We start from the raw sequence: 16125 nt of genomic DNA, 5'->3' as shown, positions 1-16125 counted from the left end.
TAGATTTTGAATACATCTAACCTTCCATGTTATAAATCGATTAAAAAGCACCTACTCTTAATTATCGTTTTTCTGCTGTCTTTTGTTGCTTTTGCTCAAGATCCGGAACCTACAGAACAAGATTCTACAGGCTATAGTCTAGGGACCATAATCATGCCAAACCCAAGGAGTATAGAGTCTAAATACACGTACGATGCCATTTTAGATCGTTACATCTATACAGAATCGGTGGGCCGCTTTAATATTAAGTACCCCCTAATTTTAACGCCAAAAGAATATCAAGAATTAGTATTTTCAAATAACATAAAAAGCTATTACAAGCAAAAAATTGATGCCTTCGATGGTAAAAAAGACACCTCAGAGGAAGATAAAAAAAATCTACTTCCCGAGTTTTATGTCAATTCTGGTTTTTTTGAAAGTATTTTTGGCGGGAACACCATAGAAGTCGTTCCACAAGGATCCCTAGAAATGGATTTAGGGGTGCTCTTTACCAAACAAGACAATCCCTCGTTCTCACCAAGGAACAGAAGTAATTTTACTTTTGATTTCGACCAGCGGATTAGCCTGAGTTTATTGGGTAAAGTAGGAACGCGATTGCAGGTGACTGCCAATTATGATACAGAGTCTACATTCGATTTTCAAAATTTAGTAAAATTAGAATACACCCCTACAGAGGATGATATCATTCAAAAAATAGAAGTTGGTAACGTTAGTATGCCTTTAAACAGTTCCTTAATTTCTCGCGCACAAAGTCTATTTGGTGTAAAAACACAACTTAAATTCGGAAAAACCACCGTTACTGGTGTGTTTTCTGAACAAAAATCAGATTCACGATCAGTCGTCGCACAAGGGGGCGGTACCTTAGATGAGTTTGATTTTTTTATTAGAGATTACGACGAAAATAGGCACTTTTTCTTAGCACAATATTTTCGCGAGACGTACGATAAGGCCTTGGCCAATTATCCATTTATAAATACCAACGTTCAAATTACAAGAGCCGAAGTTTGGGTGACCAATAGAAGTAACAGGACTGAGAATGTTAGAAATATTGTAGCCCTTCAAGATTTAGGGGAATCTACTATTTTTGGTAATCCTGGAGTTGTTTCTACCTCCGGACCCGGCGCGTATCCTGATAATGGTAATAACCGTTTAGATCCAACAAATATTGGTAGTCCAGGGTTTCAATTAACAGAGGCAGTGAGAGATGTGGCCACCGTGCAACAAGGTATTTTAGTGCCAGGTTTTAATGAGGGATTTGATTATGCTAAATTAGAGAATTCAAGAAAATTAACCGAAGGACAGGAATATGTTTTAAATACGCAATTGGGTTATATTTCCTTAAATCAGCGTTTAAATAACGATGAGGTGTTAGCGGTGGCGTTTCAGTTTACCGTTGGCGGCCAAGTGTTTCAGGTGGGTGAATTTGCAAACGATGGCATTGGTGCAACAACTGTTGAAACCAACGGCCGTAATGAAGTAACTAATGTCACGAATAACAACCTGATTCTAAAATTATTAAAAAGTAGTATCACCTCTGTCACACAACCACTTTGGGGGTTAATGATGAAAAACATTTACGATACAGGTGCCTATCAATTAAGTCAGGAAGATTTTAAACTCAATATCTTTTATAACGAATCAGCCCCTTTAAACTTTATTACACCTGTGGAAGGTAGTGGTGGGTTCGGAACCGATTTTAACGGCGATCCTATTAGTGAAACCACCTTGTTGAGGCTTTTCAATTTTGATCGATTAAATTTCAATAACGATCCGCAGGCGAATGGCGATGGATTTTTTGATTTTGTACCCGGAATCACAGTCATTCCACAGAACGGAAAAATTGTGTTTACTAAAGTCGAGCCTTTTGGGCGTTATTTATTTGATATTTTAGATAATGATGGCAATCCAGGAGATAATGCTGCAGATTATGACTTGGATACTTACCCGAACTTAAACCAAGAGAAATACGTTTACGATTTACTCTATAAAAAAACCAAAACGGCGGCTTTAGATGAGGTTCAAAAAAATAAATTCCAAATTAAAGGACGCTATAAATCTCAAGGGGGTGACGGGATTGCCATTGGCGGCTTTAATGTGCCTCGAGGCTCTGTAAAAGTAACCGCAGGAGGACGTGTGTTAGTGGAAGGTGTAGATTACACGGTGAATTATCAATTGGGGCGTGTACAGATTTTAGACGAAGCACTAAAAGCCAGCAACACACCCATTCAAGTCACCACAGAAAACAATGCCATTTTTGGACAACAAACCAAGCGTTTTACAGGATTAAATGTCGAGCATCAATTCAACGAAAACTTCTTAATTGGGGCCACCTATATTAATTTAAACGAACGGCCAATCACCCAAAAGGCAAACTATAATAGTGAGCCTATTAACAATACCATTTTAGGCTTTAATGGTAACTATTCAACAGAAGTCCCCTTCTTTACCCGTTTAGCAAATAAACTACCAAACATAGATACCGATGCGCCGTCCAATTTATCGTTGCGTGGTGAGTTTGCCTATTTACTACCTGGCGCTCCAAAAGGCACCGATTTTAATGGTGAAGCCACCTCTTACATTGATGATTTTGAAGGCACCCAAAATGGCATCGACTTAAAATCGGCCCAGGCTTGGTTTTTATCAAGCAGACCTTTAAATCTTAATGGAACTACCGCTTTTGATGTAGATGGACAGGAAAGTGGTTATGATAGAGCACTGTTAAATTGGTATACGATCGACCCTATTTTTTATAGCAGTCAGCGACCAGGAGGATTAACAGATGACGACGTTTACGGGTTGTATAATTCTCGTGTTTTTGTCGACGAATTATTTCCACAACAAGATATTGCACAGGGGCAAACCACCGTATTAAATACCTTAGATTTAACTTACCACCCCACAGAAAGAGGTCCTTATAATTTTAGTGATACCAATTTAAATGGGAATCAGGTGATTAATCCAAATAATGCCTGGGCAGGGATTACCGGACAACTCACGTCTACAGATTTTGAACAGTCCAATGTGGAGTATATTGAATTTCGGCTACAGGATCCGTTTCAGGAGGATAGTACCAACCCAGGAGGGAAATTGGTGTTTAACTTAGGAAGCATCTCTGAAGATGTTTTAAGAGATGGCCGAAAACAATACGAAAATGGATTGCCTCAAGATGGTAATGTAAGTCTACTACCCGTAACCAGTTATGAAACGGTGGTGCCTTTAAATCAAGCCTTAGTGTATGCCTTTGATTCTACAGGAGAGGCTAGAGCCAATCAAGATGTGGGATATGATGGCTATGATGATGGGGCGGAAGCTGCTAATTTTCCAAATTTTGCTGGTCTTCCAGATCCTGCTGGAGATAATTACCAATATTATATAAGCGCAGAAGGAAATATCTTTGACCGCTACAAGCGCTATAATGGGGTGCAAGGCAACTCACCGGACACTTTTAGTGATACCAATCGTGGGTCGACCACCCAGCCCGATGTAGAAGATATTAATCGTGATAATACCATGAATACGATTGATAGTTATTATCAATATGAATTGGATATTACACGACAAAATTTACCGTTAAATAGTCCGGATGAAGTAACGCCAGGGAATCCTATTGGCAAATTCATTACAGATGTTAAACTTCGCAACAGAGAATTGCCAAATGGAGAAGAGGTTCAAGTACGCTGGTATCAGTTTAGAGTGCCGGTACAAGGCGATCATGTAGAGGCCGTGAATGGCATCACCGATTTGCGTTCTATTCGTTTTGCACGTATTTTTTTAAACGGTTTTTCTGAGCAAACCACCTTTCGTTTTGGAACTTTAGATCTGGTACGTAGCGATTGGAGACGTTACCAATTGGCATTAGATGGTGGTGCTACACCTACAGACTTCGATGACACAGCTTTTACCGTAGGAGCGGTAAGTACTCAGGAGAATGACGGCAGTTATGCGTCGCCTCCAGGGGTGGAGCCGGAGCGATTAAACAATAATAATTCTATTATAGACCGGAATGAACAGGCATTGGTGGTCAATGTTTGCGATTTGAAGCCGCAAGATTCTAGAGCCGTTTTTAAAAACATTGATATCGATATGCGTCAATATAACCGTATAAGAATGTTTATGCATGCCGAGGCTGGAGATAAAATTAATTCGCCTTCTTTAGAACAGAATGAATTGATTGGTTTTATTAGAATGGGTAACGATTTAACCCAAAATTATTATCAAATAGAAGTGCCTTTATACGCCACAGGAGTTGATGGATTACAGGAGCTTTGGCCGAGTGAAAACGAAATAAATTTAGATTTAGAGATTTTACAAAAAATTAAATCTTTAGGTATTTCAAGTAATTCTTTAAATAACGGAAGCGCTTCTTTTTATGATATTTTTGGCGATGAATTAGTTCCTGTAACCGATGAGTTTGCAGGTTATGAAGTTCCTGGGAGAGATAAACACCGTGTCGCTATAAAAGGAAATCCAAATTTTGGCGCCATTAGAACCTTAATGGTTGGTGTTAAAAATGCATCAGGCTTTGAACGTTGTGGAGAGATTTGGTATAACGAATTGCGTTTGTCTGATATGGATAACGAAGGGGGTTGGGCAGCCATAATGAGTGTGGATACTAACTTTGCAGACTTTGCTAATGTAAGTGCAACAGGACGTATGAGTACCGCTGGTTTTGGATCTGTAGATCAAGGGCCACAAGAACGAAGTAGAGAAGAAATCAAGCAATACGATGTGGTGACTAATGTTAATATAGGTCAATTGCTTCCAAAAAAATGGGGCATCCAAGTGCCTTTTAATTATGGTCAGGGTGAAGAATTAATTACACCTGAATACGATCAACAATACGAAGATATAAAGCTTCAAACCAGATTAGATGCGGCAGAAACCAATGAGGAGCGCAAGGACATTAGAGAGCAATCGGAAGAATATACTAAACGAAGAAGCATCAATTTTATTGGGGTTAAGAAAAATAGAACGGGCGATTCTAAACCACGTTTTTATGATATTGAAAATTTAACCTTCAACCATTCCTATAATAAAGTCATGCATCGTGATTTTGAAATTGAACAGTCTATCGACAAACAAGTAAGATCCGGGGTCAATTATGCTTATAATTTTGAGCCTAAAGTTATTGAGCCCTTTAAGAAAAACGATTCTCTATTTACAGGGAAATACTGGAAGTTGTTAAAGGATTTTAATGTTAATTTATTACCGGCAAGTTTTGCCATGAATACAGATGTTAATAGGCAATTTAATAGACAGCGTTTTAGGGAGGTCGATTTGGGTGGCGCTAATATTGGTTTAGAAGAACTCTTCCGAAGAAATTATACCTTCGATTACCAATCTACGGTCAATTGGAATTTAACCAAAGCCTTAGCCCTTAATTTTACTGTAGCAAATAATAATATTGTTAGAAATTATTTTAAAGACAACATTGTTAATGGTGAACAAGACCCGTAACTAGACGTTTGGGATGGATATTTTGATGTAGGTGATGCCAACAGACGTTCACAAACGTTAGGCGTGAACTACGAAATTCCACTAGACAAAATACCAACCTTGAATTTTCTAAAAGCCACCTATTCCTATCAAGGTCTGTATCAATGGCAAAAAGGCTCAGATTTATTTGGAGCCCTTGAGGCTGATGATGGCAACACTTACGATTTAGGGAATTCCATTTCTAATGGGAATACGCATAATATCAATTCTACTTTAGATATGAATAAGCTTTATAAATACTTAGGTATTAAGAAAAAGCGTGCGTCAAAAAATAGTGGAAAGGTAAGCCGAACAGCCCAAGCAGGACCTCCTTCAGGTCTTGAAGGCAAGGGTAAAGAAAATGATAAAAAGAAAGGAAACACAACAAATAAAGGCAGTGGCGTTGGTACGGGATTGGCTAATTTTGGAATAGGAGTAATCACTTCAGTAAAAAGAATTCAGGTCAATTATTCTGAAAACAACGGCACGTTCTTACCCGGTTATACCGATACTCCAGGTTTTATAGGAACTTCAAAGCCAACATTAGGCTATACTTTGGGTAGCCGAGAATGATGTAAGGGCTCTAGCGGCAAGAAATGGCTGGTTAACCGTTTTTCCTGATTTTAACCAACAATACACCGCTAACAAAACAAAACAATTAGATGTCTCTGCGAACCTTGAACCGTTTAATGATTTAAAAATAGATTTGGTAGGTACCCGAACTTATGCCGAAAATTATACAGAAAACTTTTTAATTGCAGATACGCGTGATGCAAATGGAAATTTAGGTTCAGATGGTGTTCTCGATTATAATTCTTTAACGCCTAATGTTTTTGGAAATTTTAATATTTCAACATTTACACTGCCTACCGCTTTTGGTAAAAGTGATGCCATAAGCTCTCAAGCTTTTGATAATTTTAGGACCAATAGATTAATTATCGCCAAACGTTTGGCACAAGAACGAGGTGCTAATCCAAATGCTGTAGACGCAGAAGGGTATCCGCTAGGTTTTGGTAAAACCAGTCAAGCCGTTTTATTACCTTCTTTTTTAAGTGCTTATACCGGGCAAGCGGCTGAGCAAACCAAATTAGGTGCTTTTAGAGACATACCCATTCCCAACTGGGATCTAAAGTATACGGGCTTGATGAAATTAAAATGGTTTAAAAAGCGGTTCAAACGTTTTAGTGTTTCTCATGGGTACCGCTCAACGTATACCATTAATCAGTTTAGAAGTAACTTAGATCATACCTCTATTGACTATAGCTTAGCTTATACTGCACAACCTGAAGAAGATTTAGATCAGGCAGGTAATTTTAAAAATGAAGAACTTTACAGTAATATCAACCTAACCGAACTCTTCAGTCCGTTAATTAAAATTGATATGGAAATGAAAAACTCCGTTAAAATTTTAGCTGAAATAAGGAAAGACCGCTTGCTGTCTTTAAGTTTTGATAATAATTTAATGACTGAAATTCAAGGTAAAGAATACGCCCTTGGTTTAGGATATCGCTTTAAAGATGTAAGAATAAAATCGAAACTGGCTGGGCCTAAAAAATCAATTGTTAGTGATTTAGTGATGGAAGCGAATCTCTCTGTGAGAGATAATAAGACCATTATTAGATACTTGGACCTAGAAAATAATCAAGTGACCAATGGTCAAACCATTTATGGTTTAAAATACAATGCAAACTATTCTTTTAGTAAAAATCTAACGGGGATCTTCTATTTTGATTATTCCTTTTCAGAATATGCGATCTCAACGGCATTCCCACAAACGACCATACGTTCTCGGACTCACCTTGCGATATAATTTTGGGAACTAAGAACAATTTGTACTTATAACTATAATAATAGAAAATGCGCATTCTTTTCTGTTTGAAAAGCCGTTTCTATTAAATACATTTGTAAAAAATAAACACATTATAATGAACATTCCATCAGAATTAAAATATACTAAAGACCACGAGTGGATCAAGGTCGAAGGTGACATCATTACCGTTGGTATTACAGACTTCGCACAAAGCGAATTAGGAGATATCGTTTATGTAGAAGTAGAAACTTTAGACGAAACCTTAGATGCTGAGGCCGTATTTGGTACGGTCGAGGCTGTAAAAACCGTTTCAGATTTGTTTTTACCTGTCGCTGGAGAGATCATCGAATTTAATGATTCTTTAGAGGACGAGCGCGTAACAAGTGAATTCGGATCCTTATGGAGCAGGCTGGATGGTAAAAGTAAAGGTGTCTGATGTTTCCGAACTTAACACCCTCTTGACTGCTGAAGAATACAAAGCAATAATAGGTGCTTAGAAAAACAATATTTTTAGTCAGTATCCTATATACCGTCTTGCTTACGGCAGTGAGCTTGGTTAAAATCAATCTAAATCAAGGATACATTCCATCTTTCGGCGATAAGATATTTCATACTTTAGCTTATGTTGTTTTTACCTTGCTTTGGCTAGGCACCTTCCATTTTAAATTAAAAATGCCCTTTAATAAGGTGCTTTTAACTGCCGCATTGTTTTCTTTTTGCTTCGGTGTTATTATAGAGCTACTTCAGGGTTGGCTTACAATAAGTAGACAAGGAGATGTTAAAGACGTGATTGCAAACACAATAGGCATACTATTTGCAGTGGTATTGATATGGAGTATAAAAAAACGCTTGTTAAAAAATAATAATACTTTGCTTTTTTGATAAAATAATAGTTATTTTAGCATTCAGGACAAAAAAATTCTAAATATATGGAACCTAAGAAAAATCCAAAATCAAATGTAGGGAGAAATAGTTCTCTTTATTTTGCAGTTGGTATGGCGCTTATGTTAACGTTAACATATTTGGCTATCAATTACAAAACCTATGATGATAGTGTACGAAATCCGGCACAGCGTGATGTAGATGAAGAATTGGACGAAGAAATTCCAATTACAAATCAAGCACCACCACCACCACCACCGCCGCCGCCGCCGCCACCAGCACCGGAAGTGATTGACGTTGTTAAAGACGAAGTGGACATTGAAGAAACGGTTATTGAATCGACAGAGACTACTCAAGCAGAAGTTATAGTAGAGGTGGAAGATGTCGAAGTCGAAGAAGTTGAGGAAGATGTTGAAGTCTCTTTTGCTGTCATTGAAAACGTTCCGATTTTTCCAGGTTGTGATAGTGGAAACAATGACGCCAAGAAAAAATGTATGTCTGATAAAATCAATCAATTGGTTGCTAAAAAATTCGATCTAGAATTAGGACAGGAATTAGGTTTAAGTGGTAAGCAAAGAATCAGTGTGTTTTTCACCATTGATAAAGTAGGAAACATTGTAAATGTTAAAACCCGTGCACCACACCCAAGATTGGAAAAAGAAGCACAACGTGTTGTAGATTTAATCCCGCAAATGAAACCGGGTAGACAACGTGGAAAGCCAGTGAAGGTAACGTTCTTTCTTCCTATAACATTTAACGTACAAGACTAAAAGAAACAGTCTTTTTATAATAATTAAAAATCCCACTACAATTAAGTAGTGGGATTTTTGTTTTTGGTATGCTTATTGTGTTTTTATCATAATATTAACATATAAACTTTAATTATTATGAACAATTCGAAGAAAAGCAAAAAGACCGTTCGCCAAAACGAGAAATTTTTGCCAAAATCACAAAAGCACGATGTAAATTTACGAAAAAACTCAACGCTCTACTTTCAAATAGGGTTAATTGTTTGTCTTCCGGCGAGTTATACGGCATTAGAGATGACGTTTGCGAGTGCCAATTATAGTTATATTGCCCCCGAGCCCTTAAAAGATGTTCTCTACGTCGCCGATGCAAAAACCTATAAGGCCGAAGAGAATATAGTTGATAAATGGCCGAGCCGAAAAGAGCAGCACCAAAGAATCCGAATATAAAGCAGTGGATAATGATACCGAAGCGGAAAAGTTTGTTGAGAAAATCATAGCACCTGTTACAAATCAGAATGTATCAAACGAGCCATTTGATGAACACAGCTTAGTGGTGATAGCTCCCGAAGAACCTATCAATATAATGGCCGTTCAAAAAGTACCAGTGTATCCAGGTTGTGAAGATGCTACCAATAACGAGGCGCGTAGAAAATGTATGTCGGATAAATTATCAAAACACATTCAGAAAACATTCGATTCAGGCCTAGGTGCGCAACTTGGTTTGGAAGGCAGGCAGAAAATTTTGGTTAAATTTAAGATCACCAAAGCAGGAAAGGTGGAGATCTTAAATACGAGGTCGCCGCACGATAAATTAGATAAAGAAGCGATTCGGGTCGTAGAGAAATTGCCAACAATGCTACCTGGAATGAATGATGATAAACCCGTTGAAGTGTCTTACATGTTGCCTATCAATTTGAATATTCTAAATTAGTGTAATGCTATATTCTAAAAGCGGCTTGACCTATTTGTGTTGGCCGCTTTTTTTATTACAATACTTTAAAAAATAGTATCTTTCCACAAAATTTAATGACACCATTTTTTTTATGAAGTATTGGAAATTCGTTACACTACTTTGCTTTCCGTTTTTTGGTTTTGCTCAAGAATCAAATATAAACGAACAACCTCCAGTTTTTGAGAGTTGTAAGGAGCAGCCGTTTGAGGCGATTCAAAAATGCTTTGATATCAAAGTCTTTGATCTGTTATTTAAAAACTTTATAGTCCCGGAGCGCCTTGTTGAAGAAGGCTATAGAGGAGAGGTTATAGTACTTTTTGAAGTAGAGAAAGAGGGAACGTTCAGGGTCTTGTATGTTGATGCAATCACTGCAGAGCTAAAAGCAGAAGCCATTCGTGTATTTCAGACCTTTCCCCAAATTGCTCCAGCAACTTATAACGGCATTCCAACCTATAAACAGTATTCTATCAAACTAAAAATTCCTCTCGGTAGATCAAACTGTTTCGACTAGAGATTTGGCTCCTCAAACTATAAAGAAAGGACATAGCCCCTTGGAATTAGCGGCTAAAATGGAATTAGAGCGCCTCAATGAAAACTTACAACCATATCAAAATAAAGCATATACTAGCCAGTTAAATGTTCCCTTTTCTCATGAGACTTATTCTAAATTTGATCGCGCAACTAATTTAATTGGTACGAATAGCCACACTGCCTCTAAACCGTTTTTATACGAAGAGGTCTCTGCATATCATGATTTTATTGTAGAAAATAAGGCCTTGGAAAAGGAAAAAACGACTTGGATAGGTAAAAAAATATGGAATGAACATCTCGTGCAATTGCAAGGCAAAGATTACTGGTTTACAGTAGATCCTGTTATTGATTTGCAAGTGGGAAAAGACACAGATGCCGATTTTAACTACACATTTAACAATACAAGAGGCGTTTATATTCAGGGGGGATTAGGGAAGCGCTTTAATTTCTCAGCATCGGTTTATGAGAATCAAGGCCGTTTTGCACAGTATTTTAATCAATATGCTGAAAGTATAAGGCCTTCAGGCGGTGATCCGGCTGTGATTCCTGGTCGCGGCATTGCGAAACGCTTTAAAGAGGATGCCTATGACTATCCTGTAGCAGAAGCCTATTTATCGTACTCACCTGCAAAATTCATTAATGTGCAGTTTGGCCATGGTAAGCAGTTTATTGGTGATGGGTATCGCTCATTAATACAAAGTGATGTGGCAAGTCCGTATCCTTTTCTAAAACTCAATACCAAATTACGGAAAATCAAATATACCAATACATATACTTGGTTAAAAGATATTAGACCGTAGTGACTGTTGATGGTGCTTTTTTAACAAAATATATAGCCAACCATTATTTGAGTTGGAATGTCAATTCCCGTTTAAATCTAGGTCTTTTTGAATCTGTCGTGTGGGCTAATACAAATGACAGGGGGTTTGATATTAATTACCTAAACCCAATTATCTTTTATCGCGCTATTGAGTTTGAAACCGGTCAAGATGCCGGGAATGCTATCGTTGGAGCTTCTGCTAAATACAAGTGGAACGATGATTTTAATATGTATGCTCAGTTTGTTTTAGATGAATTTTCGCTAAACGACGTCACCGGGGGAAATAAAAGTTGGAAAAATAAATTCGGGTTGCAATTAGGAGCAAAGTACTACAACGCCTTTAAAATTAAAGATTTAATGTTTCAAGCAGAATACAATGCTGTACGACCTTACACCTATTCGCATAATACTATAGTTTTAAATTATGCCCATAACAATCAGCCCATGGCCCATTTGTGGGGTGCCAACTTTAGAGAGTTAGTCATAATTGGACGTTATCGTTATAAGCGCTGGTTGGGAGAAGCGAAGTTGATTGCTGGAGTTAGAGGTTTTGATGTGAACGAGGGAGGAGATGATTTTAATTATGGTGGGGATATTTTTAGAGATGAAGTCGATAGACCTTTCGATACAGGAGTCGCTATTGGTCAAGGCATAAAAACAAACACCATTAATGCCAGTTTACAAGGCGGGTATGTATTGAATCCTGCCTCTAATTTAAAAGTATTTGCCAACATCAGTTACCGCAATTTTAATCCGGACGCCGAAACAATATCCATAATAAACAATAGTACCGTCTCGGTTTAATTTGGGCATTAGAACCGATTTATTTAATTGGTATTTTGATTTGTAGACTCAGACTCGAAATATAAACTTCTTAAAACCAAGGTGTAAAATCCTTGTAAATTTTTGTTATAAATCTACTTTTACAACATATCTTTGCAAAAGCAAAAAAACGAGCGAAAATCCGCAATATTTTGAGTAGAACGTCCGCAAGAACAGTAAAACATACATGGATTTCAGATTTCAAAGAAATCACAAAAATGCGTTTAGCGTTAAGTGTGGTGTTCTCATCTGTGGCAGGTTATTTACTTGGTGTTGAAACCGTAGACTATACCACACTTTTATTGTTGGCTTTAGGGGGATATTTTATGGTGGGTGCGTCTAATGCGTACAATCAAATCATTGAGAAGGATTTAGATGTATTGATGGATCGCACTAAAAACCGACCGATTCCCGCCGGACGCATGACGGTGCAAACGGCATTTATTATTGCGACCCTGTTTACTATTTTAGGCATTGCTATTTTATATAGTATAAATGAGCAAACGGCCATGTTTGGTGCTATTTCTATTTTCTTATATACTTGTGTGTATACCCCGCTAAAAACAAGAACCCCTTTAGCTGTTTTTGTTGGAGCCATTCCAGGAGCCATTCCTTTCATGTTAGGTTGGGTGGCCGCTACTGATGATTTTGGTATCGAGCCGGGCGTTCTATTCGCATTACAGTTTTTTTGGCAATTTCCACACTTTTGGGCTATAGGTTGGTTTTTATATCATGATTATAAAAAAGGCGGCTTTTTTATGTTGCCCACAGGAAAACAAGATAAAGGTACAGCCGTACAAACCATCATGTATACCATTTGGACTATTTTGGTGTCCATCGTGCCTGTCTTTGGTATAACGGGTCAGTTGAAATTGTCTATCGTTGCAGGAAGTATTGTGTTTAGCTTAGGACTATTTATGCTGTATTACGCAATTCAATTGTTCAATAAAATGACAGAAAAGGCAGCGAAACAGCTTATGCTCGCCAGCGTGTCTTATATTACATTAATACAAATAGTTTACGTTGTAGATAAATTTATTAGATAATTATGGATTTAACCCAAGGAACTGTAGAAGAAAAAAATGACCGTGCAAAAAAGATGATGCTTCTGGTTTGGTCTCATTTCTTTATTTATGTCGTTTGCTGGTTTAACCAGTGCAGTTATAATTAGTCGTACGCGTCCAGACTGGTCTAATGGGCTACAATTACCAAGTGTTTTTTTGGTGAGTGTTTTTGTAATTATGGCGAGCAGTATCGCGTATATTTTTGCGAAAAGAGCGCTAAAGCTAGGAAAGAAAAGCCTCACAACAACCCTGTTGTTAACCACTTTCGTTTTAGGTGTGGTATTTATCTTTCTTCAGTTTAATGGTTTTAATACATTAATTAATTACGGTTATTATTTAACTGGTGAAACCAGTGACCCTAAGGCGTCTTTTATTTTTCTTATTGCTTTTGTACATCTTTTACATGTTGCGGTAGGATTAATTTGTTTGTTAGTGGTAATTTATAATCATTTTAAACAAAAGTATACACCAACAAAACATTTAGGTTTTGAACTGGCAGGAACATTCCGGCATTTTATCGATATACTGTGGGTATTCTTGTATTTGCTCCTGTATTTTGTGGGTTAGAATTAGCGTAAATTACCATTCGTAAAAAGTATATTTTTTAAAACATAAAATAAAGACCTCAAAAATTACGCTTTCGTGTTTCGTAAGCTAAAGAAAATGATTATTTTTGTGCCATATTTCAAACAAACGAACTCAACTATATGAATACTACAGTTGCAACTACTGAAACAGAAGGTAAATCTTGGGGCGGAGGCAATCAGCCATTAAAAGCAAGTTATGGTAAAATGATGATGTGGTTTTTCATCGTTTCAGATGCATTAACCTTTTCAGGATTTCTAGCCGCTTATGGTTTTTCAAGATTCAAATTTATTGGTTCTTGGCCAATTGCAGACGAGGTATTTACGCACGTCCCGTTTTTTCATGGTAATTATCCTATGATATATGTGGCATTCATGACCTTTGTTTTAATTATGTCATCTGTAACGATGGTGTTAGCCGTAGATGCAGGGCATCACATGAAACAAAAAGCAGTGACTTGGTACATGTTTTTAACGGTCATTGGAGGTTTGATTTTCGTGGGTTCACAGGCTTGGGAATGGAATACTTTTATAAACGGAGACTATGGTGCGGTACAAACTAAAGGAGGAAATATTCTTCAGTTTGGAAAGTACGAAACAGTAGAAGGTGAAACGGTTTTTAAAAGAGTTGCAGTTAAAGATTTTGCAGCAGCGATGCCAGGAGAGCGTGTAGATCATGAGCGCAAAAATGGATTATGGTATGAAAGTGAAGGGACGTTACCTGAATTTTCAGTTGACGAAGTTTATACGGGATTATTAGCTAAGAAAGATATCTTGGTGAGAACTCAAAGCGTCAACGAGAAAGGTGAGAAAACGATACTTACAAGAGAAGAATCTTTAAAACAAATTAAAGACAATGGAAAACAAGTCGTGCACGGTGCAAACCTGCAAGTTAATGAATATGGTTCGCCCTTGTTTGCAGATTTCTTTTTCTTCATCACTGGATTTCACGGGTTTCACGTATTCTCAGGAGTAATCATTAATATCATTATTTTCTTTAATGTTATTATAGGGACCTACGAGAGACGTAAAAGTTACGAAATGGTAGAAAAAGTAGGGCTGTACTGGCACTTTGTAGATTTAGTATGGGTTTTTGTATTTACATTCTTCTACTTAGTATAATTAAAACGTATTTTTTAATTTCCTTGGATAAGGAAATCTATATAAAGCATATTAAACATGGCACACGCACATAAATTAGAAATATTCAGAGGCTTAGTAAAGTTTAAATCAAATACTCAAAAAATTTGGGGTGTTTTAATCTTTTTAACTTTAGTAACGGCAGTAGAGGTTGTTTTAGGTATCTATAAACCAGATGCATTAATGGTGCCTGTTTTAGGAATGAAAGGCTTAAACTGGATCTTCATCATCTTGACTTTAGTGAAAGCCTATTATATTACTTGGGACTTCATGCACATGCGTGATGAAACAAAGAGTTTAAGACGTATGGTGGTATGGACATCCATTTTTCTTATTTGCTACCTTATATTCATTCTTTTACAAGAAGGAGGCTATATTGAAAGTGTGTATAGCAATGGGTATGTAAAACGTGATTTTTAATCAAAATGACCAGCAAATCGGTTATTGAATAAAAGCGTTAAAAGCGTATAAAAGGTGGTTTATTTAAACCGCCTTTTTTATTTTTGCAACAGTATTAAAACGATGTAGAAAATGAACAAAGGGCAAATAAAAAAATATATTATTTTAGGCGTACTTTTCTTCTTGCCTGTTGCTTTTTTACTCATGTTGTATCCTTCAACAAACAATTACAAAACCCTTGATGTCGTTAAGGAGGGGGTTTTAGATCTTTCCAATTTGGCTTCAGTAGAAGACGCTAGTATTACATTAAAAGATCATATTACAGTTTTGGGCTTTTTAGGAAATAATCCTGAATCTAAAATTGTAGAAGCTTCTAATTTAAAGGAACTGGTCTATAACAAGTTTAAAGGCTTTAAAAAGTTCCAAATCGTTATGTTGGTTTCTAAAAAGGCCAAAGCAGAAACGAAGCGTTTAATTCAAGAACTAAACAAATATAGTGAGCATAAATACTGGCATTTTGTTTATGCGAGTGAAAGCGATATAAATAAACTATTCAATAGCATGCGCTCTAGTCTGCGTTTGGACGGAAGTTATGCAACCAGTAGCGTTTTTATTGTTGACAAGGTGCTTAATCAACGCGGAAGATTAGATGATCGTACAGAAAAGGAAATAGAGAATGACGACCCTATACGTCCTTTAACAGCTTATAATGCATTGGAAGTCTCTATCATTAAAAATAAAATGGCAGCCGAAGACGTTCGTGTTTTATTGGAAGAATACAGAAAAAGCGGTAAAAATAAACCGAGACTCTTCAAGCCGAAGAGCTCAAGATTTGAATCCCGATAAAGAACAAACAGAGTGATAGACTTAGGAGCCTCTCATTTTTTTATAGGGATA

General features: G+C 37.0%; 12 protein-coding genes and 2 pseudogenes. All 14 read left to right on the top strand.

Features of this window, described 5'->3' with window-relative positions:
- Positions 1 to 6 precede the first annotated feature (6 nt).
- The 14 genes and pseudogenes from sov (at position 7) to N7U66_RS09910 (ending at position 16074) form a co-directional block, all read left to right on the top strand.
- Positions 7 to 7298, top strand: a pseudogene (sov, locus tag N7U66_RS09965) (T9SS outer membrane translocon Sov/SprA).
- Between the two features lie 102 nt (positions 7299 to 7400).
- Positions 7401 to 7782, top strand: a pseudogene (gene gcvH / locus N7U66_RS09960) (glycine cleavage system protein GcvH).
- Complete coding sequence (locus N7U66_RS09955) at positions 7775 to 8167, top strand: VanZ family protein (RefSeq protein WP_267678351.1); 393 nt, start codon at positions 7775 to 7777, stop codon at positions 8165 to 8167. Before gcvH ends, N7U66_RS09955 begins: the two are co-directional and overlap by 8 nt.
- Before the next feature lie 47 nt (positions 8168 to 8214).
- A complete protein-coding gene (locus N7U66_RS09950; protein WP_267678350.1) occupies positions 8215 to 8937 on the top strand; it encodes an energy transducer TonB in 723 nt (240 codons plus the stop codon).
- A 117-nt stretch (positions 8938 to 9054) separates the two neighbouring features.
- Positions 9055 to 9363 carry a hypothetical protein gene (locus N7U66_RS09945; protein ID WP_267678349.1) on the top strand — a complete coding sequence of 103 codons (309 nt, stop codon included), beginning with the start codon at positions 9055 to 9057 and terminating at the stop codon, positions 9361 to 9363.
- Positions 9314 to 9847: an energy transducer TonB gene (locus N7U66_RS09940; RefSeq protein ID WP_267678348.1), complete on the top strand. Its 534-nt coding sequence runs from the start codon at positions 9314 to 9316 to the stop codon at positions 9845 to 9847. Before N7U66_RS09945 ends, N7U66_RS09940 begins: the two co-directional genes overlap by 50 nt.
- A 112-nt stretch (positions 9848 to 9959) precedes the next feature.
- Positions 9960 to 10379: an energy transducer TonB gene (locus N7U66_RS21725; RefSeq protein ID WP_313791507.1), complete on the top strand. Its 420-nt coding sequence runs from the start codon at positions 9960 to 9962 to the stop codon at positions 10377 to 10379.
- Between the two features lie 4 nt (positions 10380 to 10383).
- Positions 10384 to 11199, top strand: coding sequence for a hypothetical protein (locus tag N7U66_RS21720; protein WP_313791506.1), 816 nt, complete (start codon positions 10384 to 10386; stop codon positions 11197 to 11199).
- The gene (locus N7U66_RS21715) at positions 11199 to 12023 is read left to right on the top strand and encodes a hypothetical protein (protein ID WP_313791505.1); all 825 of its coding nucleotides are present in this window, start codon (positions 11199 to 11201) and stop codon (positions 12021 to 12023) included. The genes N7U66_RS21720 and N7U66_RS21715 overlap by 1 nt, the downstream gene beginning before the upstream one ends.
- A gap of 170 nt (positions 12024 to 12193) precedes the next feature.
- Positions 12194 to 13087, top strand: a complete 894-nt coding sequence (gene cyoE, locus N7U66_RS09930) for a heme o synthase (protein WP_267678347.1) — start codon at positions 12194 to 12196, stop codon at positions 13085 to 13087.
- 87 nt (positions 13088 to 13174) lie between these two features.
- Positions 13175 to 13672, top strand: coding sequence for a cytochrome c oxidase subunit 3 (locus tag N7U66_RS09925; RefSeq protein WP_313791504.1), 498 nt, complete (start codon positions 13175 to 13177; stop codon positions 13670 to 13672).
- A 140-nt stretch (positions 13673 to 13812) separates the two neighbouring features.
- Positions 13813 to 14811, top strand: coding sequence for a cytochrome c oxidase subunit 3 (locus N7U66_RS09920; RefSeq protein ID WP_267678346.1), 999 nt, complete (start codon positions 13813 to 13815; stop codon positions 14809 to 14811).
- Between the two features lie 57 nt (positions 14812 to 14868).
- Positions 14869 to 15249: a cytochrome C oxidase subunit IV family protein gene (locus N7U66_RS09915; RefSeq protein WP_267678345.1), complete on the top strand. Its 381-nt coding sequence runs from the start codon at positions 14869 to 14871 to the stop codon at positions 15247 to 15249.
- Positions 15250 to 15360: 111 nt separating this feature from the next.
- Positions 15361 to 16074: a hypothetical protein gene (locus N7U66_RS09910; protein ID WP_267678344.1), complete on the top strand. Its 714-nt coding sequence runs from the start codon at positions 15361 to 15363 to the stop codon at positions 16072 to 16074.
- Positions 16075 to 16125 lie beyond the last annotated feature (51 nt).

The organism is Lacinutrix neustonica, from assembly GCF_026625145.1.
Taxonomy (GTDB): domain Bacteria; phylum Bacteroidota; class Bacteroidia; order Flavobacteriales; family Flavobacteriaceae; genus Lacinutrix; species Lacinutrix neustonica.
The sequence above is the reverse complement of the archived record's forward strand: the minus strand, read 5'-3'. Positions and strand labels throughout refer to the sequence as shown.

What these genes read in the sequence shown, in the direction of transcription:
- N7U66_RS09950 (WP_267678350.1), top strand. Translation starts at nt 8,215, where the DNA reads ATGGAACCTAAGAAAAATCCAAAATCAAATGTAGGGAGAAATAGTTCT.
- N7U66_RS09945 (WP_267678349.1), top strand. Translation starts at nt 9,055, where the DNA reads ATGAACAATTCGAAGAAAAGCAAAAAGACCGTTCGCCAAAACGAGAAA.
- N7U66_RS21725 (WP_313791507.1), top strand. Translation starts at nt 9,960, where the DNA reads ATGAAGTATTGGAAATTCGTTACACTACTTTGCTTTCCGTTTTTTGGT.
- N7U66_RS09925 (WP_313791504.1), top strand. Translation starts at nt 13,175, where the DNA reads ATGTCGTTTGCTGGTTTAACCAGTGCAGTTATAATTAGTCGTACGCGT.
- N7U66_RS09920 (WP_267678346.1), top strand. Translation starts at nt 13,813, where the DNA reads ATGAATACTACAGTTGCAACTACTGAAACAGAAGGTAAATCTTGGGGC.
- N7U66_RS09915 (WP_267678345.1), top strand. Translation starts at nt 14,869, where the DNA reads ATGGCACACGCACATAAATTAGAAATATTCAGAGGCTTAGTAAAGTTT.
- N7U66_RS09910 (WP_267678344.1), top strand. Translation starts at nt 15,361, where the DNA reads ATGAACAAAGGGCAAATAAAAAAATATATTATTTTAGGCGTACTTTTC.